The organism is Microbacterium gorillae, assembly GCF_050990725.1.
GTDB lineage: Bacteria > Actinomycetota > Actinomycetes > Actinomycetales > Microbacteriaceae > Microbacterium > Microbacterium gorillae_A.
Map to the genome: position 1 here is coordinate 3,368,415 of NZ_CP158844.1, position 22,096 is coordinate 3,390,510.

A 22,096-nucleotide genomic window follows, 5' to 3' on the forward strand; every position below is an offset into this window, starting at 1 on the left:
TCCGTGACTGCGGATTCGCTCACCCGTGAGGGCCGCACCGCTTCCCGCGGTGCGGCCCCCCGCGGCGGCACTCGGCGCCGCACCTTCGGTGCGAAGACCGCGCTGTCGCTGTTCCTGTTCATGGTTCCGGCCATCGTGTTCGTCGTCTGGTTCACCTACCTGCCGATGCTGCAGGGCGCGCAGATGGCCTTCCGCGACTGGAACACGTGGGACCTGACGTCGACCCCGTGGGTGGGTCTGCAGAACTTCGTCACCGTGTTCCAGGATCCGGCCTTCCCGATCGTGGCGGGCAACACCGTGATGTGGGTGGTCGGGTCGATCATCCCGCAGCTGGTGATCGGATTCATCCTCGCGCTCTGGCTGCGCAAGAAGTTCCGCTTCCGCGGGGTGTATCAGGCGCTCGTGTTCTACCCGTGGGCGGTGTCCGGCTTCCTCATCGGTCTGCTGTTCCGCTGGATGTTCAACGCGGAGTTCGGCGTCTTCAACGACCTGCTGATGAAGGCCGGGATCATCTCGCAGCCCGTGCCGTGGTTGGCGGATCCGAGTCTCGCGATGACCTCTGTGATCGTCGCCAACGTCTGGTACGGCGTCACGTTCTTCGCGATCATGATCCTCGCCGCACTGCAGTCGGTGCCGGACGAGCTCTTGGAGGCAGCCAGCCTCGATGGCGCCGGCAAGGCTCGGCAGCTGTTCTCAGTGATCATCCCGTACATCTCCACCACGCTGCTGTTGACCGTGCTGCTGCGCATCATCTGGATCTTCAACTTCCCCGACATCATCTACGCGATGACCGGCGGCGGTCCGGCCAACCGCACCGACATCATCACCACCTGGATGATCAAGTACACGCAGCTGGGCAACTACGGCCTGTCCAGCGCGATCGGCCTGCTGGTGATGGCGTTCCTGCTGGTGTTCTGCGCCTTCTACCTGATGGCGATGGGAAGGGTGAACAAGCGATGACCGACACCACGCGCACCATCGTCACCGGCACGAAGTCGGTGCCCGTCACCCGCCCGACCGGCCGCCCGAAGGTCACCGTGGGCGGCATCATCAAGGTGATCGGGCTGGCCGTCTGGCTGATCATCACGCTGTTCCCGCTCTACTGGATCCTGGTGACGTCGTTCAAGTCGCCCGGCTCGATCAGTCGTTTCCCGCTGGAGTACTGGCCCACTGAGCCCACGACCGAGAACTACGTCGGCCTGTTCGAGAAGTCGAACTTCGGCGGCTTCCTCGCCAACTCGGCGCTCGTCGCCGTGGTGGCAGGACTCGGAGCCACGGTGATCGCCCTGCTCAGCGCCTACGTGCTGGCGCGGTTCCAGTTCCGTGGCCGCGGCGCCGTCATGCTGGCGTTCCTCGTGACGCAGATGATCCCGGCGTTCATCGCGCTGGGACCGCTGTACTCGATGATGTCCAGCCTCGGCCTCGTGGACAACAAGTTCGGACTGCTCCTGGTGTACGTCGCCATGTGCATCCCGTTCTCCACGATCATGCTCCGCGGGTTCTTCGAGAACGTCCCGGATGCGCTGGAGGAAGCGGCGATGGTGGACGGCTGCTCCCGTCTCGGCGCCCTCTTCCGGGTGCTGGTTCCGGTGATGATGCCCGGCATCATCGCGGCGTTCATCTTCAACTTCGTCAACTGCTGGAACGAGCTGTTCCTGTCGGTGATCCTGATCAACTCCGACGCGAACAAGACGATTCCCGCGGCCCTCAACGGCTTCATCTCGACGTTCAACATCGACTGGGGCCCGATGGCCGCAGCCGCTGTGCTGACGGTGCTGCCCACGATGGTGCTGTTCGCCCTGGCGAGCCGGTGGATCGTCGCCGGTCTCACCTCCGGTGCCGTCAAGGAGTGACGCGTGCCTGAAACGAGTGATGCCCGGTCCTTCTGGACCGGGCATCACTCGTTCAGTGGCAGATGATCACTCGGCCGCCTGGCGCATCGTCGCCACCTGGTACAGCGCCACGGACGTGGCGATACCGGCGTTCAGCGACTCGGTGGCGGCAGAGATCGGAATGGAGACGATCTGGTCGCAGTGCTCGGTCACCAGACGCGACAGGCCCTTGCCCTCGGAGCCCACGACGATCACCACGGGCCGATCGGCCAGCTCCAGCTGCGGGAGCTGCACGTCGCCGTCGCCATCGAGGCCGAGGATGAACACGCCCTGCTTCTTGAACTCCTTGAGGGTGTTCGTGAGATTCGGGGCGATCGCGACCGGGATGCGAGCGGCAGCACCGGCGGACGTCTTCCATGCGGCGGAGTTCACGCTTGCGGAGCGGCGCTGCGGAAGGATGACCGCCTGGCCGCCGAACGCCGCGGTCGAGCGGATGATCGCGCCGAGGTTGCGGGGGTCGGTGATTCCGTCCAGCGCCACGAACAGCGGCGTCTCGTTGCGGTTCAGGACCGCTTCCAGGACGTCCTGCGGGTGCTCGTACTCGTACGGCGGCACTTTCAGTGCAACGCCCTGGTGCACACCGTCGAAACCGGCCATGCGGTCCAGCTCCTGGCGCGTGACCTCCATGACGGGGATGTCACGGTGACGAGCGATCGCCAGCATCTCCTTGACGCGGTCGTCCATCTCCACGCGCTGGGCGATGTAGAACGCCGTCGCGGGGATCTTCGTCCGCATCGCCTCGAGCACCGAGTTGCGTCCGGTGACGGTCTCGGTGTCGTCGGTCGACTTCGCGCGCGATCCGCGGTTGATGTTCCCCTGCGGCTTCTGACCGGGCTTGCCCTTGCCACCGGCGGCGGCGTAGCGCTCAGCCGCGGCCTTGCGCTTGCCGGCGGGGTGCCAGGCGCGATCCTCCGCCTTCGGGGTGGGTCCGCGTCCTTCGAGGGCCTTGCGGCCGAGGCCGCCGGTGCCCTTGGTGGCACCCTTCTTGCTCGCGGCGCGACGTGCGCCGGGGCGTCCTGGCTTAGCCATTGATACTCCAGTGTGTTCCGTCCGCCGCATCCTCCAGCGCGATGCCGGCTGCGGCGAGTGCGTCTCGGATGCGGTCTGCCGCACCCCAGTCCTTGTCAGCGCGCGCCTGCGCACGCTGCGAGATCAGTGATTCCATGAGGGAGTCGAGTGCGACCCGCTCCGCTCCTGCGGTCGCGGGCTCATCGATGTCGAGCCCCAGGATCTGCATCATCAACCGCACGCTCTCGGCAGCGAACGCCGCCGCGGCACCATCTCCGGCGTCGATCGCGGAGTTGCCCGTGCGCACCGTCTCATGAATGACGGCGAGCGCTTGCGGCACGTTCAGGTCATCGTCCATCGCGGCCGTGAACTCCGCGGGCAGCTCGTCGATGGTGGCCGCCGCCACCGTCTCCGGGAACGTGCGTGCTGCGCGACGGAAGAAGCCGGTGATGCGCCCCAGCGCCGCCTCCGCCTCGTCGTAGGACGATGCCGTGAGATCGAGCGTCGAGCGGTAGTGGGCTGCGGCAAGCGCATAGCGCACCACCTGCGGGTCCCGCTCGGCCAGCACGTCCTCGGCGAGCGTGAAGTTGCCGAGCGACTTGGACATCTTCTGTCCGCCGACGGTCACCAGGCCGTTGTGCACCCAGTACGTCGCGAACGGATCGCCCGCCGCGGTCGACTGCGCCAGCTCGTTCTCGTGGTGTGGGAAACGCAGGTCCAGTCCGCCGCCGTGGATGTCGAACTGCGGACCGAGGTAGCGGCGCGACATGGCGGAGCACTCGATGTGCCAGCCGGGACGACCGGCGCCCCACGGGGAATCCCAGATCGCCGAGGCGGGTTCGCCCTCCTTCGCGCCCTTCCAGAGCGCGAAGTCGTGCGGGTCGCGCTTTCCGCGCGGGTCCGCGTCGGCGGCGTCCTCCATCGCATCGACGGACTGGTGCGTCAGCTCGCCGTAGCTCGGCCACGAACGCACATCGAAGTAGACGTCCCCGGCGGCCGCGTAGGCATGGCCTGCGTCGATGAGGCGCTGGATGAGCTCCTGCATCTGCGGGATCGACGCCGTGGCGCGCGGCTCGTACGTGGGCGTGAGGATCCCGACGGCCTCGTAGGCCGCGGTGAACTCGCGCTCCATGCGGTACGCCCGCGCCCACCACTCCTCGGTGTCGGTGGCGTTGGTGAGGACCTTGTCGTCGATGTCGGTGACGTTGCGCACGAACGTAACGCGCCCGTAGCTGTACTCCAGCCAGCGGCGCAGGAGGTCGAAGCCGAGCGCCGCGCGAACGTGGCCGATGTGCGGGCCCGACTGCACCGTGGGACCACAGACGTACATCGTCACGTTCGTAGGATCGAGCGGGACGAATTCGCGCAGCGTCTGGGTGCGCGTGTCGTGGAGGTGCAGAGTCACCCCTCCAGCCTACCGGCGCGGCCCGGGAACCCGCTGGGCTGTGACATCACGGGCATCCTGCCGGCGCCGGGCTGAGGTGCCGGCCAGCGGTGCCACGCGCGAACCCAAGGATGAAACCGACCCGCGACCTCAGGCTGCGAACCCACGCCACGAACCCAGGCAGCCAACTCGGGCTGCGAACCCACGCTGCGAAGCCAGCCTGCGCACCCGACCCGCGAACTCAGGCTGCGACCAGCATCGCGACGGCGAAGGCCTGGACGCCCTCTGCCGCGCCGACGAATCCCAGTCCATCGGTCGTCGTGGCGGACACGGACACCGGAGCGCCGAGCACGTCCGACAGCACCTGCTCCGCCTCCGCGCGGCGCGGGGCGAACTTCGGCCGCGCCGCCTGCACCTGAACCGCGACGTTGCCAATGCGGAATCCGGCGCGCTCGACGATCCGCCGAGTCTCGGCGAGGAAGGCGGCACCGTGAGCTCCGGCGAACTCGGGTCGCGCGGTCCCGAAGTGCGCCCCGATGTCCCCGAGACCCGCCGCCGAGAGCAGCGCGTCGACGATTGCGTGCGCCACGGCATCGCCGTCCGAGTGTCCCTCCAACGCCGACTCGCCCGGCCATTCCAGGCCCGCGAGCCACAGCGTTCCCTGATCCGTGAAAGCGTGCACGTCGGTCCCGATCCCTACGCGCGGGGTGACCTGGCGGGCCCGCTGCACTGTTCCGCTCAAAGACGTGCCGGCGGATGACGGGGCGACAAGCTGTCGCGCGCGTTCGAGATCCGCGGGGGTCGTGATCTTGAACGAGAGCTCGTCACCCGCGACCGTCCCGACGGTGTGGCCCTGGCTCTGCAGCAGGGCTGCGTCATCGGTGAATTCCTCGCCCGCGGCGGCGTAGGACGTGACAAGCACGTCCCGCCGAAATCCCTGCGGGGTCTGCGCGGCCGCAAGTTCGGCGCGATCGACCGCAGCGGTGATGCGCGCACCGTCCACCCGCTTCAGGGTGTCGACGACGGGGATCACCGGGATGATTCCCCACCCGGTCTCATCGACCGCCGCGATCACACGTTCGAACACCTCCGGCGGAGTGAGGGCCCGGGCGGCGTCGTGAACGAGGACCACCTCGATGTCGCCCCACAGGGCGGCGAGCCCGGCCGCGACCGATGCCTGCCGAGTGTCGCCGCCCACGACGACCGAAGCGAGGTGCCGGCGCTCGCCCGCGCGAACATCCAGTTCGGCGGTAGCCTCACCCACGCGATTCGCCGGGGCCACCACGACGATCTGCATCGGCGTCGGCACCGTGAGGACACCGTCCAGGGCATGCGCCAGGATCGTTCGATCATCCAACCCCACGAACGCCTTCGGCTCCCCCGCCCCCAGCCGGGTGCCCGCCCCCGCCGCAACGATCACGACGGCCACTCGGGGAACAGGGATGTAGTCCATACCCACCATTTAAGCCACTAACTCAACTAGTAGCGCGTTCCGGTTCATGCAGCACCCGGTACGCGCCGGTTTCCGCGCGGAGTTTATGTCGTCGCTCCCCGGGTTCGTGAGCGCGCTCGAGTCTCGTCACCAGTTCTCGGTCCCTGAGCGAGCGAAGCGAGGCGGAGGCGTTGGAGGATCGCCACGGATCACCGTCGTGAACGATGGGCAAGGTCACGAGGTGACGGTCCTCTGCTCCTGCAAACTGCATTCTGTCGCGGTTCGAAGCGGGGCGGAGTGAGTGTCGCGAACCGAGGATATTGTCGCGAATCGAGGACCGAATGCGGTGCAGCGCCCTACCGTCACGCGAATCTCCTCCGTTCACACCGCGGAGACACGCCGGCGGTTCACCGTCCCCAGGAAACGACGAACGCCGCCCGGTACACGGGCGGCGTTCGAAAGGATCTCAGGAGGCGAGGACCTCGTCGAGGAGGCTGGACGCCTTCTCCTCGTCGGTCTTCTCGGCGAGAGCCAGCTCGGAGATCAGGATCTGGCGCGCCTTGGCCAGCATCCGCTTCTCCCCAGCCGACAGTCCGCGGTCCTGATCGCGGCGCCAGAGGTCGCGCACGACCTCGCTGACCTTGATCACGTCACCCGACGCGAGCTTCTCCAGGTTCGCCTTGTAACGGCGTGACCAGTTGGTGGGCTCCTCGGTGAACGGAGCACGCAGCACCTCGAACACGCGCTCGAGGCCCTCCTTGCCGATCACGTCACGTACACCCACGAGGTCGACATTGTCTGCCGGCACCTCGATCATGAGGTCCCCCTGGGTCACACGGAGCTTCAGATACGTTTTCTCGACGCCCTTGATCACGCGGGTCTTCACCTCGGTGATCGTCGCAGCACCGTGGTGCGGATAGACGACGGTCTCGCCAACCTCAAAAAGCATGCAGCTGTGTCCTTTCGGCAACCTCCAGAATACCACAGCAGATATGCGCTAAGGTTTGCGCCCTCGTGGGAGTGAACGGTGAACGACGGCCGTACCCCTAGACTGGAGGGAGACCGTCAGCATCCTGAGGAGGATCAGTGAACACGCGCGCTCTCGCGTCCATCGCCCTCGGTGCCGCCATCATTCTGGGCACCACCGGCTGCAGCATGATCTCGCCGCAGGCCACCACGATCCCCTACTCGGCGGCAGAGGGCGTCAACGTCCCGAACGCCTCCGGCCCTGTACTGGTCCGCAACGCTTTCTTCATCACCGGTGAGGACGCCGTCAACCTGGTCGCCGTCTTCATCAACGACACCGCGGAAGACCTGACCGCCACGGTCGCCGTCGACGGTGTCTCCGCCCCGCTCAAGGTTTCGGTTCCGGCCGGCGAGCGCGTCAGCTACGGCGTCGACGGAGAGCACCTCGACGTCCCCGGTCTCAAGACCGCCGCGGGCGACACCGTCAAGGTCACGTTCACCTCGGGTGACGGCACGTCGGAGGCCGTCGAGGTCCCCGTGCTCGACGGCACCCTCACCTACCTTGAAGAGGCCGTGCCGACCCCGTCGGCCACCAACTGACCTCAGACAACGAGAGCGCGCCGCATCCGAAGGGATGCGGCCCGCTCTCGTTTCAGCTCAGGCCTCGAAGCGGTATCCCAGACCGCGGACGGTCACCAGCATCACCGGCTGTCCGGGGTTCTCCTCGATGCGCGAGCGGATGCGCTTGATGTGGACGTCCAGCGTCTTGGTGTCACCGAAGTAGTCGCTGCCCCACACCCGATCGATGAGCTGACCGCGCGTGAGCACACGACCGGCGTTGCGCATCAGCACCTCGAGCAGTTCGAACTCCTTCAGCGGCATGTTGATCTCGCTGCCGGCCACCGACACCGTGTGACGGTCGAGGTCCACGGTCACACGTCCGCCCTGCAGCAGGCGCTCGTCGAGGTCTGCCTCCGCTGCAGCCGTGCGGCGAAGCACCGCCCGCATGCGGGCCAGCAGCTCGCGCGCGGAGTAGGGCTTCGTGACGTAGTCGTCGGCACCGATCTCGAGTCCCACCACGATATCCACCTCGGTGTCCTTCGCGGTGACCATGATGATCGGAACCGCCGACGTGGTGCGCACCTGGCGAGCGACCTCGGTACCGGGCATACCCGGGAGCATCAGGTCGAGCAGCAGGATGTCGGCGCCGCGCTCCCGGAACGCGGCGAGGGCCGCGGGACCGTCTTCGGCGATCTCGACCTCATATCCCTCCCGACGCAGCAGATACGCCAGCGGATCGGCGAGGTCGGGCTCGTCCTCGATGAGCAGCACTCGGGTCATGACGGGTTCTCTCCGTTCTGCGTCTCGGTCAGTGCCGGGACGGGGACAGGCGCCGATGCGGTCGCGTCGGCAGAGACCTCATCGCGGCGCGCTGCGGGAGCGGAACCTTCGACGAGGTCACGGCGGTCCGCGACGATCGGGACGGATGCCGGGAGGGGGCTCTCCACAGCGGGGGCCAGCGGTGCGGTCTCGGTGGCGAGCTCTTCGCTCTTGCGCCGATCCTCACGCTTCTGCTTCTTGCGCAGCTTGTCGGCCTTGCGAGCTTCGTCGCTCTTGCGGGCCTTGTCCGCTTTGCGCGGCTTGTCGGTCTTTCGCGCTTTCTCGTGCGCGGGCGACTCGGACGCGGGCAGCACGATCGTGAACGTCGCCCCCTTGCCCGGACGCGACCACAGGCGCACGTCACCACCGTGGCGCTGTACGGCATGCTTGACGATCGAGAGCCCGAGTCCGGTGCCGCCGGTGCTGCGCGAGCGCGCCTGATCGGCGCGGTAGAAACGCTCGAAGATGCGCTGCTGATCGTCCTCGGCGATGCCGATGCCCTGGTCCGCGACCGCGATCTCGATGACGTCGTCCACGCGTTTGACGCCGATCCCGACGCGGGAACCCGGCGCGGAGTACTTCACGGCGTTGGAGACGAGGTTGCCGAGCGCGTCGCTGAGGATCTGCGCATCACCGCGCACGAACAGGCCGCGCTCACCGCCGCGGAGAAGCTCGACGTTCGCTCCCTGCGCGGCGACGATGTTCGCGTCCACCGCCGCGGCGACGACCTCATCCACCGAGACGTCGCGCACCTCGGAGAGGCCGTCGGTGGACTGCAGCTTCGACAGGCTCATGATGCGGCCGGTAAGGCCACCGAGGCGACGTGCTTCGGCCTGCAGCCGCGCGGCGAACACGCGTACCTGATCGGGGTCGTCCGCTGCCATGTCGACGGCTTCGGACAGCAGCGTGATCGCGCCGACGGGCGTCTTCAACTCGTGACTCGTGTTCGAGACGAAGTCGTGGCGCATCTGCTCCAGCCGTTCGCTCTCACTGATGTCGCGCACGGTCAGCATGGTCAGACGGGCACTGAGGACCGTGGCCCGAGCGCTCACCAGACGAAGCTCGGGAGACAGCTCCCCCAGCCGGATGCGCAGCGTCTCGGTCTCCGTTCCACCGGCGGAACGCGCTCGACGTACCAGCGCACGCAGATCCGTGTTCTCCAGCGCACGCCCGGTCTCGAAACCCAGCCATCCGGCCGCGGTGGACGTGGCCAGCAGCTGAAACGAGGTGTCCAAGACGGCTGCGGCGTCGTCCATCCCGGCGAGTACGGCGGTGATCCCCTCCGGCACATCGCCGGCGACTTCGCGCAGGTGGCGGTCACGAGCGCGCAGCGCCACAACCAGAGCCACGGTGACGGCAGCGCCGATGACCAGGCCCAGGGCGAGGGCGAAGATCGCCAGCTGCGTGGAGGACATGACTACAGCGTATTCTGGCCGCGAAGGCCGACGAGCCCGGATTCCGCGCCAGCACAGGCATCGCCGCCGGATATTCACGCGGGCGGCACCAATCGTTAACCTTCGCTCGTTTTGATTGCGCCGAAGCCCGACAGCCTGGAGATCCCGGCGAGTGCACGGGCGGCGCAGACCTGCAACAGTGAAAGGCACACAGCCATGCGGGAAGTTTTCCACCAGTCCCTCGACGACGTCCAGGGACGCCTGGTCGAGATCGCCGAGCTCGTCACCATCGCGATCACGAAGGCGACCACGGCGTTCGCCACCAGTGACGTCGCGCTGGCCGAGGAGGTCATCGAGGACGACCGTCTGATCGATGCTCGCGCCGTCGTGCTCGACGAGCTCGCCATCGAGATCCTCGCCCGTCAGCAGCCGGTCGCGCGCGACCTCCGCATGGTGGTCTCCGCGCTGCGCATGAGTGCATCGCTGGAGCGCATGGGCGACATGGCCGAGCACATCGCTCAGCTCGCCCGCTACCGCTTCCCCGAGCGCGCCATCCCGAAGGGTCTCAAGAGCACCTTCACGTCGATGGGTGAGCTCGACGTTCAGATCGCCACGAAGCTGGCCGACCTGCTCCGCACGCAGGACCTGACGATCGCGGACGAGATCCGCAACCTCGACGATGACATCGACGAGCTGCACGCGCGGGTCTTCGAGAAGGTTCTGAGCGACACCTGGAAGGGCGAGGCCGGAGCGACGGTCGATGCGACCCTCGCCAGCCGCTACCACGAGCGCTTCGCCGACCACGCGGTGTCGGTCGCGAAGAAGGCCGTCTACCTCGCCACGGGCGACTGGACGGCGGAGGGCGAGACGAGCGAGAACGCCGTCTGACGCCCGATGAAGCGGCGCGGGCCACGTCAGGGGTGGCGGACCGCGCCGCTTCGTCGTTCCGGTCGTCGGACCGGTCTCCGTCGGCGCTGCCAGAGGCGAGTTGAGGAGCAGGATCTGAGAGCCACCAGCACGCTGGTCTCAGATACGGTTCGACACAGCTCGAGCTGGAGCGGATAGCGAGACCACTCGACCGGATCCGGGGCGTGATCGGCCATCAGCCCCGCGAACGTGAACGTCCCCGCACCGATCCGGTGCGGGGACGTTGCGCGTGAGCCTTACTTGTTGCCCTGGTTCGCCACTGCTGCAGCTCCCGCGGCGGCAGCCTCGGGGTCGAGATACTCGGCCGGGGCGATCGGCTTGAGGTCGGCGTCGAGCTTGTAGACCAGCGGAATGCCGGTCGGGATGTTGAGCTCGGCGATGTCGTCGTCGCTGATGCCGTCGAGGTGCTTCACGAGGCCGCGCAGCGAGTTGCCGTGGGCCGTGACCAGCACGGTCTTGCCCGCGCGCAGATCGGGAACGATCTCGGCGTCCCAGTACGGCAGAAGACGGTCGATGACCAGGCTCAGCGACTCGGTGCGCGGAATGTCGCCGTCGATGCCCGCGTAGCGGGGGTCGTTCACCTGGCTGAACTCGCTGTCGTCCGCGAGCGCGGGCGGCGGCACGTCGAACGAACGACGCCAGAGCTGGAACTGCTCCGGACCGAACTCCGCGAGGGTCTCGGCCTTGTCCTTGCCCTGCAGCGCTCCGTAGTGACGCTCGTTGAGTCGCCAGGACCGCTTGACCGGGATCCACAGGCGGTCGGCGTTGTCCAGCGCGATGTTGGCGGTCTGGATCGCGCGGCTGAGCAGGGACGTGTGCAGCACGTCGGGCAGGATGCCGGCCTCGGCCAGCAGCTGTCCGCCGCGGGCCGCCTCGGCCTTGCCCTGGTCGGTGAGACGGACGTCCACCCAACCGGTGAACAGGTTCAGCTCGTTCCACTGGCTCTGGCCGTGGCGAAGAAGGATGAGGGTGTACGGCTCGGTCATGTCTCCAGCCTACCGGCGGCACCAGCGCCGTTCACGTGCGCGACGCCGGATGACACGGGCACGAGAGAATGGATGCATGCCGCGTCCCGTCTCTCCCGCAGGTCACGCCACACGCGGCACGACGAACACCAACCGACTCCGCCGTGTGGATCGGTGGATCAGCGCACAGCCCCACCTCCGACGAGCCGATTCGCCGCTCGTCGTGGACCTCGGTTACGGCGCCAGTGGTGTCACCGCGTTCGAGCTCTACGACCGGCTTCGCCGCACGCACTCGGAGGTCGAGGTTCTGGGGCTGGAGATCGACGCGGAGCGTGTTGCCCGCGCCACGGCGCAGCTCGCGGAGATCCGCGAGGGCCACACGCGATTCCCCGCCGACAGCCGCGTGTCGTTCGCGCGCGGTGGCTTCGAAGTTCCCTCCCTGCGGCCCGCCACGGTGATCCGCGCGTTCAACGTGCTGCGCCAGTATGACGAAGCGGACGTCGCCGATGCGTGGCGAATGATGTGCTCTCGGCTCACGCCGGACGGGATCCTGGTAGAGGGGACCTGCGACGAGATCGGTCGGGTGTCGAGTTGGATCTCTCTCGACAGCGAGGCGAACCCGCGGAACCTCACGATCTCGCTGCGCCTCGCGGAGCTCGAGCGTCCGAGCATCGTGGCGGAGCGCCTGCCGAAGGCGCTGATCCACCACAACGTGCCGGGCGAACGCGTGCATCGGCTGATGACTGACCTGGATGCATCCTGGGATCGCAACGTCGGCCTCGGCACGTTCGGCGCGGTGCAACGCTGGCTCGCGGTGGTCGCCGATCTGCGTGCGGGAGGATGGCCGGTTCGAACGCCGAAGACGCGTGCGAAGCTCGGCGAGCTCACCGTGGACTGGGCATCGGTTGCGCCGGAAGTCGCGGGCTAGGCTGGCGAGGTGACGACGGCAACGGTGGTGGGGTCCGGCCCGAACGGACTCGCCGCGGCGATCCGCCTCGCGCAGGCCGGTGTGCGCGTGACCGTGCTCGAGGCCGCCGATGTGGCCGGCGGCGGTGCGCGTACGAGCGAACTCACGCTGCCCGGGGTGCGCCATGACGACTGCTCGACCGCTATGCCCGGCGCCGTGGCATCGCCGTTCTTCCGGTCTCTGAATCTGGAGCGCCATGGCCTGGAGTGGCTGCATCACGACACGGTCGTCGCTCATCCGACAGACAGCGGCGTCGGTGTGGTCTTCCGCGACCTCGAACGCACTGCGCAGGGCATGGGCGCAGACGGCGCATTGTGGCAGCGCCTGTTCGACCCCCTGACGCGGGACGCCGACGCAGTCTTCGACACCGCGTTCGCCCCCGTCGTCTCGATCCCTCGCCACCCGCTGGCGCTCGTCCGACTCGGACTGCGGGCCGCCCCACCGGCGTCCTGGTGGGCGCGCGGGTTCCGGCGTCCCGAGAACGCGGCCGCGTTCGGCGGGATCGCAGCGCACATGATCGGAAGCCTGACCGCTCCGCTGTCGAGCTCGGTGGCGGCGATGCTGACCACCGCGCTGCACGCGCACGGCTGGCCCTTCCCACGCGGCGGTGCGGGGTCGCTCACGTCCGCGCTGCTCGCCGAGCTGGCAGAGCTCGGCGGGCGGATCGAACTCGGTCGGCGCGTCGCGCGCGTGGACGAGCTCGACTCCGAGATCGTCATTCTCACCGTCCCGCCGCGCAGCGCCCTCACGATGGTCGACGTTCCGGCGGGGGTCCGCCGAGCGTGGCGCCGGTTCCGCCCCGGACCCGGAGCGTTCAAGCTGGACATCGCGATCGAGGGCGACGTGCCCTGGCGCGACGATGCGCTCCGCCGCGCCGGCGTTGTGCACCTCGGCGGCACGTTCACGCAGGTCGCACGTGCCGAGGCCGACGTCGTGCGGGGCCGCATGCCGGAGCACCCGTTCATGCTCGTCACGCAGCCGCACCTCGTCGACCCGACGCGCTCGCACAACGGCGTCAACCCGCTCTGGCTCTACGCCCACGTGCCGAACGGCTGGCCGCACGATGAGACCGAGCGGCTCCTCCGCGAGTTGGACAACTACGCGCCCGGCGTGCGCGAGCAGATCCTCGCCGTGCGCACTCGTGGCCCTGCCGCGATGGAGGAGCACAACGCCGCGTATCTCGGGGGCGATATCGGCGGCGGTGCCACCACCCTGCGACAGCTCATCGCGCGCCCGCGAATGGGGAAGCGCGGCTTCACCACCGGCGTCCGCGGCGTCTACCTCGGCGGCGCGTCGACCTCGCCGGCGGGCGGCGTGCACGGCATGTGCGGCGTCAACGCCGCCGAGCTGGCCCTCCGCGACCTCGCCCGCTGACCCTGATGCCGCAAGCCCAGTGGGGCAGCGAGCAGGAGCGGCTCAGTCCTGCTTCAGGGGGCGGCGCGACAGCCGCGTCAGGCGCGGCACGTCGGCCACCGAGCCTGCGTCGGCCGGGACCACGACCTCCTGTGCACCGGTGATGTCTGTCTCGCCAGAGCGAACGTGCAGCACGACATCGGCCGGGATGCGACGCGCGACCACCGCGAGCGCGATCGGTCCCAGCTCATGGTGCATGGCGCTGGACGTGATGCGGCCCACCTCATCGCCGTCGACCTCCGAGCGAACCTCATCGCCGGGGGCGGGGAGCACGCTGTCGCTTCCGTCCAGATGCAACATGACGAGGCGGCGCGGCGGGTGACCGAGGTTGTGCACCTTCGCGACCGTCTCCTGACCCCGGTAGCAGCCCTTGTTCAGATGCACGGCGGAGCGGATCCAGTCGACCTCGTGCGGGATCAGCCGATCGTCGCGCTCGCGCGCCCACCGCGGCCGCCAGGCCGCGATCCGCAGCGCGTCCGCTGCCAGTACACCGGCCGCGCGTAGCTCGCCGAGATTCGAGGCGAGCGCATCCGCCTGCTCCGTCGTGACGATCGCCTCGCGCCAGTCGCGCTCGGCACCCGGGTGATCGGCGACCTGGGCGTACTGCCACCCGCCCGCGGCGACGACGCCCCACGGGTCGTGCCACACGATGGCATCGGGAGCGACAGAAGCGACCTGCTCCCCCGCCGCGTCGCCGACGTAGCCGATCACGCGCAAGTCGTCGCGCACGGCGATGTCCACCTGCGCGCGGAAGCGCATGCGCAACAGCCACGTGGACAGCGGGTCGGCGTCATCGCGGTCGACCAGGAGCCACGCCGTTTCGCCGTCGTCGATGATGCCCGCGGCGTGTTCGACCCGCCCCTGTGGATCCAGCACCAGCAACTCGGACGAGAAGCCGGCGGGAAGATGGGCGACCGACTGCGACGTGATGGAGTCCAGCCAGGTCAGCCGATCGGGTCCGCTCAGCGCGACGATGGCGCGATCGCCCAGCGGAGCAAGGGCGCGTCCCTGCTCCAGCGTGCGCTGCTCGCGCAGCGGCTCACCGAAATGCGTGACCGCGTCACCGTCGAGGACGGCACCAGGCAGCGAGGCGAAGCCAGCCATCTCAGGACACTTTCGCCAGGCGAGCCGAAGCGTGGGACGCCAGCGGAGCGCCGAGGGCAGCGATGTCCCAGGCCCACAGCAGGTGTCCCTGCACCAGGCCGTACATTCGCTCGGCGGACGCGTAATCCTTCGCGGACGACGGCCGCAGCACCGCATCTGTGGCGAGGTCGATACGGGGACCCTTCACCTGTCCGAGATACAGCTCCGTGACGCCGTCCGCATGAACAATGGACACCTCGATATCGAAGGCGTCATCGGCGTTTCGCAGCGCTTCGACGTCCTCCACCGTGCGGGCAACAAGTGCCTCCGCTCCCGGCAGCAACCCAGGGCCGACATCAGAAGCCCCGCGCGGACGAGCGATGCGCCAGAACCCGACCTCGGAGTTCAGCCGAACCCGTTCTCCGCCCTCGTCCACCGGTGTCAGCACAGCGGTAGCGGAGTAGTTCAACGCGTCGCCGCCGTCATGGCTGAAGCTCACGCGATGCGTGAACTCGCCCGTGAAGTGATGATCACCGGCGGTGTAGTCGATGACACCGGTGCCCTCCCAGACCCCGAGGAGCCAGGACAGCGGCACCAGGTCTGCGGGCAGATCGCTGGGCAGCTCGATCATGGCTTGCGCGCGATCAGCGCTGGCCGCGGAAGAGGTTGTAGACCACGACGCCCGCGACGAACGCGATGGCGAGCGACGCGAGGCCCAGCAGGCCGACGAAGAGCATCTCGAGTGCGAAGAGGTCCATGAGATCCACTCTAGCCCGCTTGCCGCTTCCCGCGGGTCAGAGACCGCTCAGTGCGGCGAGTCCGAAACCCGCGGACACCAGACCCATCACAACGAGGGCCCCGAGCATGCTCGCACCCATGCGCCCGATGAACCCCTGGGCGGGTGCGGAGAAGATCTGCACCGCGAAGGCGACGATCAGGGTGATCCCGAGTCCAACGCACAGCCAGCCCACACGCTGGTCCAGCGGTGCCACGATCCCGACCGCCACGGCGATCAACGCGCTGACGATCCAGACCGCCGCGATGCCGATGAGGGGCGAGCGCGGAGCGAGCTGCGGCTGTGACATGACGTCATTCTCCCAGACCTGGCGCGGGACCGCTCCCGAGTGCGGCATATCATGGGGGCTTAGCCGCAGGAGAGGAATCGGCGTGGCGCAACTGCTCGTGCTCAGTTCGACACCGGATGCAGCCCTGCCCGCCCTGGAGCTGCTCAGCCACACGGTGCGCACGATCCCGGCGACACCGGCGCAGCTGGTCGCCGCCCCGGACTCGGATCTGATCCTGGTGGATGCACGCGCAGACCTGGTCGCGGCGAAGTCGCTGTGCCGGCTGCTGCGCACCACGGGTATCAACTCCCCCCTGCTGGTGGTGGTCACCGAGGGCGGACTCACCGCACTGTCGCCCGACTGGGGCGTGGATGACCTGCTGCTGACCTCGGCCGGCCCCGCCGAGATCGATGCGCGGCTGCGGCTCGCGCTGGGTCGCGCCGCGGCGATGGATGAGCGGCCCACGCGCGTGCAGACCTCGGGGATCACGATCGATGAGGCGTCCTACTCAGCGAAGGTCAACGGTCGTCCGCTGGATCTGACCTACAAGGAGTTCCAGCTGCTGCACTTCCTCGCCACCCATCCGTCTCGCGTCTTCACGCGCGAGCAGCTGCTGAGCGAGGTGTGGGGCTATGACTACTACGGCGGCACCCGCACGGTCGACGTCCACGTCCGCCGCCTGCGCGCCAAGCTCGGTGACATGGAGCAGCTCATCGGCACGGTGCGAAACGTGGGTTATCGTTTCGACGCCTCCGAAGAGGAGCAGCAGACGGAAAGCGTCCGCTGAGCGCTTAACCTGTTCGTCACCCGCCACTGTAAGGATGAGCACATGATCGACACGACGATTCCTGACGCCGGACTGGGCGAGGACGACGACGACTTCGACGTGCTTGCCGTGGAATCGGATGACCAGTTCCCCGACGACCGCTACCTGGATCGCGAGCTGAGCTGGCTGAAGTTCAACCAGCGCGTGCTGGAGCTGGGCGAGGACCCGACGACCCCGCTGATCGAGCGCGCGAACTTCCTGGCGATCTTCGCCAGCAATCTGGACGAGTTCTTCATGGTGCGCGTCGCAGGTCTCAAGCGTCGCATCATCACCGGTCTCGCCGTCCCCACGAACGTGGGTCGCGCACCCGCCGACGTGCTCGCCGACATCTCGGCAGAAGCTCACCGGCTGCAGCTGCGTCACGCGCAGGCGTGGACCGATTCGGTGCGCCCGGCGCTGACCGAGGCGGGGATCTCCGTGGTGTCGTGGGACGCCCTGGACGACGCAGACCGTGCCCACCTCGCCGAGTACTTCCAGGCGCAGGTCTTCCCCGTGCTGATGCCGCTAGCCGTCGACCCCGCACACCCCTTCCCGTACATCTCGGGCCTGTCGCTGAACCTCGCCATCCGCATCCGCAACGCGCGCACGGGTCGCACCGAGTTCGCGCGACTCAAGGTGCCGCCGATGCTGCCGCGCTTCATCGAGGTGCCGGGTTCGGGCGGCGTGCGCTACATCCTCATCGAGGACCTCATCGCCAACCACCTCGGGGACCTCTTCCCGGGCATGGAGGTCATCGATCACCACGCCTTCCGCCTCACCCGCAACGAGGACATGGTCATCGAGGAGGATGAGACCGAGAACCTCATCCAGGCCCTCGAGGCGGAGCTCATGCGTCGCCGGTTCGGACCGCCGATCCGTCTCGAGATCACCGACGACATGGACGAGGTGACGCTGGAGCTGCTGCTGAAGGAGCTGTCGATCACCGATCAGGAGGTCTACCGCCTCCCCGGCCCGCTCGACCTGCGCGCGCTGTTCTCGCTGACGCGCATCGATCGTCCCGAGCTGCGGTACGCGCCCCATGTCCCGGTGACGGCCGTGCCGTTCCGTCCCGTCGGCAACGAGAGCCGCGCCGACATCTTCGGCGCGATCCGCAACGGCGACGTGCTCGTGCACCACCCGTACGAGTCCTTCGCCACCAGTGTCCAGGCGTTCCTGGAGCAGGCGGCGCGCGACCCGCACGTGCTCGCCATCAAGCAGACCCTGTATCGCACCTCCGGCGACAGCCCGATCGTGCAGGCGCTCATCGACGCCGCCGAGGCCGGCAAGCAGGTGCTCGCGCTGGTGGAGGTCAAGGCCCGCTTCGACGAGGCGGCCAACATCGGCTGGGCGCGCCAGCTGGAGAAGGCCGGTGTGCACGTCGTTTACGGCCTCGTCGGTCTGAAGACGCACTGCAAGCTGGCGCTCGTGATCCGCGAGGAGGACGGCGTGCTCCGCCACTACTCGCACGTGGGGACGGGCAACTACAACCCGAAGACGTCGCGCTTGTACGAGGACTTCGGCCTGTTCACGATCGACGATCAGGTGGGCAAGGACCTCACGCGTCTGTTCAACGAGCTCAGCGGGTACGCGATCGAGAAGAAGTTCAAGCGCCTGCTGGTGGCTCCGCGTCACCTTCGCAAGGGACTGCTGCGACTCATCGACAAGGAGCGTCGCAACGCCCTCGCCGGCAAGGACGCCTCGATCCGCATCAAGGTCAACTCGATGGTGGACGAGCAGATCATCGATGCCCTGTACCGCGCCTCCAGCGCCGGGGTGAAGGTGGAGGTGTGGGTGCGCGGCATCTGCAGCCTCAAGCCCGGCGTCCCCGGCCTCAGCGAGAACATCACGGTGCGCTCGATCCTCGGCCGCTACCTGGAGCACTCCCGCATCTTCGCGTTCCACAACGACGGCGACCCGCAGTTCTACATCGGCTCGGCCGACATGATGCACCGCAACCTCGATCGTCGTGTGGAGGCGCTGATCCGCGTGGTCGCGCCGGCGCATCTCACGGAGCTCGGCGACCTGTTCGCCCTGGCGATGGACGAGGGCACCAGCTCCTGGCACCTCGGCCCCGAGGGCGAGTGGACGCGGCACTCGGTGGATGCGAAGGGCGCTCCGCTCGTCGACGCACAGGATGCGACCATGGCCCAGATCGCGCGGCGTCGCCGCGCTCGCGCGGTGCGATGAGCGACACCGCGGTCTACGCGGCCGGCGCGGTCGTCTGGCGCATGGTGGAGGGGAAGCTGCGCATCCTCGTCATCCATCGCACCAAGTACGCCGACGTCACGCTCCCGAAGGGAAAGGTTGATCCCGGCGAGACACTCGCTGAGACGGCCGTGCGCGAGGTGTTCGAGGAGACCGGCGTGCGCATCGTCCTCGGTGCGCCCGTCGGGGTCTCCCGCTATCACCTCCCCAGCCGCAAGCAGAAGATCGTGCACTACTGGACGGCGGAGGCCACGGAGGCGGCGCTGCGGGCATCGGCTTTCGTGCCCAACCGCGAGGTCGCCGGGATCGAGTGGGTGTCGCCGAAGAAGGCCCGCACGTATCTCAGCTATCCGGTCGACGTCGAGATCCTCGACAACTTCCTGCGGCTGGTCGATGACGGGGCGCTGGAGACGTTCCCGATCATCGTGCTGCGTCACGCGCGTGCCGTCGCCCGCGCGGACTGGAAGGGCGAAGATGCTGCTCGTCCGCTGACCGCACGCGGCACCAAGCAGGCCGCACAGATCGCGGGTCCGTTGCGCGCGTTCGGGGTGAAGCGGATCATCTCCTCCCCCGCGGTGCGCTGTGTGACGACCTCGGTACCGCTGGCGGCATCACTCGGGCGCGAGATCGTTCGGGCCGAGGGCATCAGTCAGGACGCGTTCGAGGCGGGCGAGGACGACATCCGCGGGATCGTCGGCAAGCGGGTGCGCTCGCGCAAGCCGGCTGTGCTGTGCAGCCACCGACCCCTGATCCCGAAGATCTTCCATGAGATCGCGCTCGCCACCGGAACCGTCGAAGGCCGATATCTCGTGGACGCCGCGGAGCTGCAACCCGCCTCGTTCAGCGTCGTTCACCTGTCGGCAACCAACCCCGGATCCGGCATCGTCTCGATCGAGACGTACGAGTCCCGGGTCTGAGCGACGCCGCGGCGTACGCAGTGAACTGAGATCGCCCGTTCACCTCCCGTTCACGTAGCCAGCGACACCTGTTTAGAGTCCACGCTTACGTTCGTCGTGTGCCTGCACCAGGGCACCAACCGACACAGTGAAGGATTCACCTCGTGAAGCTCACCCGCTTTGTTCAGATCGGCGCCATCGGCGCCGTCGCCGCTCTCGCGCTCGCCGGCTGTGCCGCGAACGAGGGCGGCTCGGGCACCACGGACCCGACCAACGGCTCTTCCTCGGCTTCGACCGAGACCACCACGTCCGCCGCTCTCGCGGGTGACCTCGTCGGCGGTGGCGCCACCTCGCAGCAGGTTGCGATCCAGACGTGGACCAAGGACTTCCAGACCGCGAACCCGGACGCGACCATCAGCTACGACCCGCAGGGTTCGGGCGCGGGCCGCGAGTCGTTCGGCACCGGCGCGTTCAACTTCGCGGGCTCCGACCGCGCGTTCAAGACCGATGAGATCTCGGGTGGCACCTTCGAGGCGTGCGCCGACGGCAGCGCGCTGGTGGAGATCCCGGCGTACATCTCGCCGATCGCCATCGTGTTCAACCTGGGCGCCGACATCAAGAGCCTGGATCTGGACCCCAGCACCCTCGCCGGCATCTTCGCGGGCACCATCACCAAGTGGAACGACCCGGCGATCGCCGCGACGAACCCCGACGTGAAGCTGCCGGACAGCACCATCAGCCCGGTGCACCGCTCCGACAAGTCGGGCACCACCGGCAACTTCACCGACTACCTGTCGGCCACCGGTGCTGACGCCTGGACCTACGGCTCGGTCGAGGAGTGGCCCTTCGAGGGCGGCGAGGCCCGTCAGGGCACCTCGGGCGTCATCGAGGCCATCAAGGGCGGCGAGGGAACGATCGGCTACGCCGACTCGTCCCAGGCCGGTGACCTGGCCTCCGTCAAGGTGAAGGTCGGCGAGGCATACGTCGGTCACTCTGCCGAGGGTGCTGCCGCTGCCGCCGACGCGTCGCCGTTCGAGGAGGGCCGCGAGGCCACCGACCTGGCGATCAAGCTGGACCGCACCACCACGGCGAAGGACGCCTACCCGGTCGTGCTCATCAGCTACCTGATCGGTTGCGCCGAGTACAAGGACGCCGAGATCGGTGCGCTGGCGAAGGGCTTCTTCTCCGCCGCGATCAGCGAGGCCGGCCAGGAGGCCGCCGCCACGTCGGCCGGCTCGGCGCCCATCTCGGACACGCTCCGCGAGAAGGCTCAGACCGCTGTGGATGCCATCAAGTGATGACCTGAGGGGTGCGGACCGCCGGTCCGCACCCCTCACCTCTGCTCACCTCACGGAAAGGCGACATGTCAGCCACCACTGCCGCGACCGATGAACCCATCGTCGCCAAACGACGCGCCGGAGACATCTGGTTCTCTTCAGCCGCGCTGTTCGCGGGTTCCATGATCCTGGTCACGCTGGCCGCTGTTGCGATCTTCCTCATCGTGCAGTCCCTGCCCGCCTTCACGGCGACCAGCGAGGATGCATCGGTTCTGAAGACGAACTTCTGGGACTACGTCTGGCCCCTGCTCTTCGGAACCATCTGGGCGGCCTTCCTCGCCCTGCTGATGGCCGTGCCGCTCTCCCTGGGCGTTGCGCTGTTCATCACCCACTACGCGCCGCGCCGACTGGCGCAGACACTGGGCTACATCGTCGATCTGCTCGCCGCGGTCCCGTCCGTGGTCTTCGGCCTCTGGGGCATCATCGTGCTTCCCGGGGCCGTTCAGCCCGTCTACGCGTGGCTGAACACGAACCTCAACTGGATCCCGCTGTTCGGCGGCGACGTCTCCAAGACCGGCAACACGATCCTCACCGCGGCCATGGTGCTCGCTGTCATGGTGGTCCCGATCATCACTGCCATCTGCCGCGAGATCTTCCTGCAGACCCCGAAGCTGCACGAGGAGGCTGCACTCGCCCTCGGCGCCACGCGCTGGGAGATGGTCCGCATGGCCGTGCTGCCCTTCGGTCGCTCGGGCATCGTGTCGGCCTCCATGCTCGGCCTCGGCCGCGCACTGGGCGAGACCATGGCCGTCGCCATGGTGCTCTCTGCAACCGGGACGGTCTCGTTCCAGCTGCTGACCTCGCTCAACCCCTCGACGATCGCCGCGAACATCGCGCTGACGTTCCCGGAGGCGTACAAGGTGAACATCAACGTGCTCATCGCCACCGGCCTCATCCTTTTCGTCGTGACGTTCGCCGTCAACGCCGCCGCGCGCTGGCTCGTGAATCGTCGCAAGGAATTCTCGGGAGCGAACTGAG

21 protein-coding genes are annotated in these 22,096 nt (G+C 68.0%); 11 read left to right on the forward strand and 10 right to left on the reverse strand.

Going from position 1 to position 22,096, the window contains the following annotated elements; genetic code table 11:
- The first annotated feature begins 3 nt into the window (after positions 1-3).
- The gene (locus ABTV68_RS15595) at positions 4-960 is read left to right on the forward strand and encodes a carbohydrate ABC transporter permease (RefSeq protein ID WP_433674617.1); all 957 of its coding nucleotides are present in this window, start codon (positions 4-6) and stop codon (positions 958-960) included.
- Positions 957-1,853: a carbohydrate ABC transporter permease gene (locus ABTV68_RS15600; RefSeq protein WP_433674618.1), complete on the forward strand. Its 897-nt coding sequence runs from the start codon at positions 957-959 to the stop codon at positions 1,851-1,853. Before ABTV68_RS15595 ends, ABTV68_RS15600 begins: the two co-directional genes overlap by 4 nt.
- A 66-nt stretch (positions 1,854-1,919) precedes the next feature.
- Here ABTV68_RS15600 and rlmB read toward each other — a convergent pair whose 3' ends face one another.
- The 4 genes from rlmB to ABTV68_RS15620 all read right to left on the reverse strand — a co-directional run bounded on the left by rlmB (position 1,920) and on the right by ABTV68_RS15620 (position 6,665).
- The gene (gene rlmB / locus ABTV68_RS15605; protein ID WP_433674619.1) at positions 1,920-2,921 is read right to left on the reverse strand and encodes a 23S rRNA (guanosine(2251)-2'-O)-methyltransferase RlmB; all 1,002 of its coding nucleotides are present in this window, start codon (positions 2,919-2,921) and stop codon (positions 1,920-1,922) included.
- Positions 2,914-4,305: a cysteine--tRNA ligase gene (gene cysS / locus ABTV68_RS15610; protein WP_433674620.1), complete on the reverse strand. Its 1,392-nt coding sequence runs from the start codon at positions 4,303-4,305 to the stop codon at positions 2,914-2,916. Before cysS ends, rlmB begins: the two co-directional genes overlap by 8 nt.
- 220 nt (positions 4,306-4,525) lie before the next feature.
- Positions 4,526-5,737: a 2-C-methyl-D-erythritol 4-phosphate cytidylyltransferase gene (gene ispD, locus ABTV68_RS15615; RefSeq protein ID WP_433674621.1), complete on the reverse strand. Its 1,212-nt coding sequence runs from the start codon at positions 5,735-5,737 to the stop codon at positions 4,526-4,528.
- A gap of 445 nt (positions 5,738-6,182) precedes the next feature.
- Positions 6,183-6,665, reverse strand: a complete 483-nt coding sequence (locus ABTV68_RS15620) for a CarD family transcriptional regulator (RefSeq protein WP_433674622.1) — start codon at positions 6,663-6,665, stop codon at positions 6,183-6,185.
- Positions 6,666-6,802: 137 nt separating this feature from the next.
- On the opposite strand from ABTV68_RS15620, the gene ABTV68_RS15625 reads away from it, so the two are divergent.
- Positions 6,803-7,282, forward strand: coding sequence for a DNA modification methylase (locus ABTV68_RS15625; protein ID WP_433674623.1), 480 nt, complete (start codon positions 6,803-6,805; stop codon positions 7,280-7,282).
- Between the two features lie 57 nt (positions 7,283-7,339).
- Here the strand turns inward: ABTV68_RS15625 and ABTV68_RS15630 are convergent, their stop codons facing one another.
- On the reverse strand, positions 7,340-8,023 hold the full coding sequence (locus ABTV68_RS15630; RefSeq protein ID WP_433674624.1) for a winged helix-turn-helix domain-containing protein: 684 nt from the start codon (positions 8,021-8,023) through the stop codon (positions 7,340-7,342).
- Positions 8,020-9,477, reverse strand: a complete 1,458-nt coding sequence (locus tag ABTV68_RS15635; protein WP_433674625.1) for an ATP-binding protein — start codon at positions 9,475-9,477, stop codon at positions 8,020-8,022. The genes ABTV68_RS15630 and ABTV68_RS15635 overlap by 4 nt, the downstream gene beginning before the upstream one ends.
- A 195-nt stretch (positions 9,478-9,672) precedes the next feature.
- On the opposite strand from ABTV68_RS15635, the gene phoU reads away from it, so the two are divergent.
- A complete protein-coding gene (gene phoU / locus ABTV68_RS15640) occupies positions 9,673-10,344 on the forward strand; it encodes a phosphate signaling complex protein PhoU (RefSeq protein ID WP_433674626.1) in 672 nt (223 codons plus the stop codon).
- Between the two features lie 275 nt (positions 10,345-10,619).
- Here phoU and ABTV68_RS15645 read toward each other — a convergent pair whose 3' ends face one another.
- Positions 10,620-11,369 (reverse strand): phosphoglyceromutase, encoded by a 750-nt coding sequence (locus tag ABTV68_RS15645; protein WP_433674627.1) that lies wholly within the window; start codon positions 11,367-11,369, stop codon positions 10,620-10,622.
- A 76-nt stretch (positions 11,370-11,445) separates the two neighbouring features.
- On the opposite strand from ABTV68_RS15645, the gene ABTV68_RS15650 reads away from it, so the two are divergent.
- Entirely contained in the window at positions 11,446-12,276 is an 831-nt protein-coding gene (locus ABTV68_RS15650; protein WP_433674628.1) for a class I SAM-dependent methyltransferase, read from the forward strand.
- Positions 12,277-12,285: 9 nt separating this feature from the next.
- A complete protein-coding gene (locus tag ABTV68_RS15655; RefSeq protein ID WP_433674629.1) occupies positions 12,286-13,689 on the forward strand; it encodes a phytoene desaturase family protein in 1,404 nt (467 codons plus the stop codon).
- A gap of 42 nt (positions 13,690-13,731) precedes the next feature.
- Here the strand turns inward: ABTV68_RS15655 and ABTV68_RS15660 are convergent, their stop codons facing one another.
- The 3 genes from ABTV68_RS15660 to ABTV68_RS15670 form a co-directional block, all read right to left on the reverse strand.
- Positions 13,732-14,832, reverse strand: coding sequence for a YgfZ/GcvT domain-containing protein (locus tag ABTV68_RS15660; RefSeq protein WP_433674630.1), 1,101 nt, complete (start codon positions 14,830-14,832; stop codon positions 13,732-13,734).
- A gap of 1 nt (position 14,833) precedes the next feature.
- Positions 14,834-15,442, reverse strand: a complete 609-nt coding sequence (locus tag ABTV68_RS15665) for an FABP family protein (RefSeq protein WP_433674631.1) — start codon at positions 15,440-15,442, stop codon at positions 14,834-14,836.
- Positions 15,443-15,605: 163 nt separating this feature from the next.
- Positions 15,606-15,896, reverse strand: a complete 291-nt coding sequence (locus ABTV68_RS15670; RefSeq protein ID WP_433674632.1) for a hypothetical protein — start codon at positions 15,894-15,896, stop codon at positions 15,606-15,608.
- A gap of 82 nt (positions 15,897-15,978) precedes the next feature.
- Between ABTV68_RS15670 and ABTV68_RS15675 the strand changes: the two genes are divergently transcribed.
- The 5 genes from ABTV68_RS15675 to pstC all read left to right on the forward strand — a co-directional run bounded on the left by ABTV68_RS15675 (position 15,979) and on the right by pstC (position 22,095).
- Positions 15,979-16,662 carry a response regulator transcription factor gene (locus tag ABTV68_RS15675; RefSeq protein WP_433674633.1) on the forward strand — a complete coding sequence of 228 codons (684 nt, stop codon included), beginning with the start codon at positions 15,979-15,981 and terminating at the stop codon, positions 16,660-16,662.
- A 42-nt stretch (positions 16,663-16,704) separates the two neighbouring features.
- Complete coding sequence (locus ABTV68_RS15680; RefSeq protein ID WP_433674634.1) at positions 16,705-18,867, forward strand: RNA degradosome polyphosphate kinase; 2,163 nt, start codon at positions 16,705-16,707, stop codon at positions 18,865-18,867.
- Positions 18,864-19,802, forward strand: coding sequence for an NUDIX hydrolase (locus tag ABTV68_RS15685; RefSeq protein WP_433674635.1), 939 nt, complete (start codon positions 18,864-18,866; stop codon positions 19,800-19,802). Before ABTV68_RS15680 ends, ABTV68_RS15685 begins: the two co-directional genes overlap by 4 nt.
- Before the next feature lie 143 nt (positions 19,803-19,945).
- On the forward strand, positions 19,946-21,079 hold the full coding sequence (gene pstS / locus ABTV68_RS15690) for a phosphate ABC transporter substrate-binding protein PstS (protein ID WP_433674636.1): 1,134 nt from the start codon (positions 19,946-19,948) through the stop codon (positions 21,077-21,079).
- A 65-nt stretch (positions 21,080-21,144) separates the two neighbouring features.
- Entirely contained in the window at positions 21,145-22,095 is a 951-nt protein-coding gene (gene pstC, locus ABTV68_RS15695) for a phosphate ABC transporter permease subunit PstC (RefSeq protein ID WP_433674637.1), read from the forward strand.
- Position 22,096: the final 1 nt, after the last annotated feature.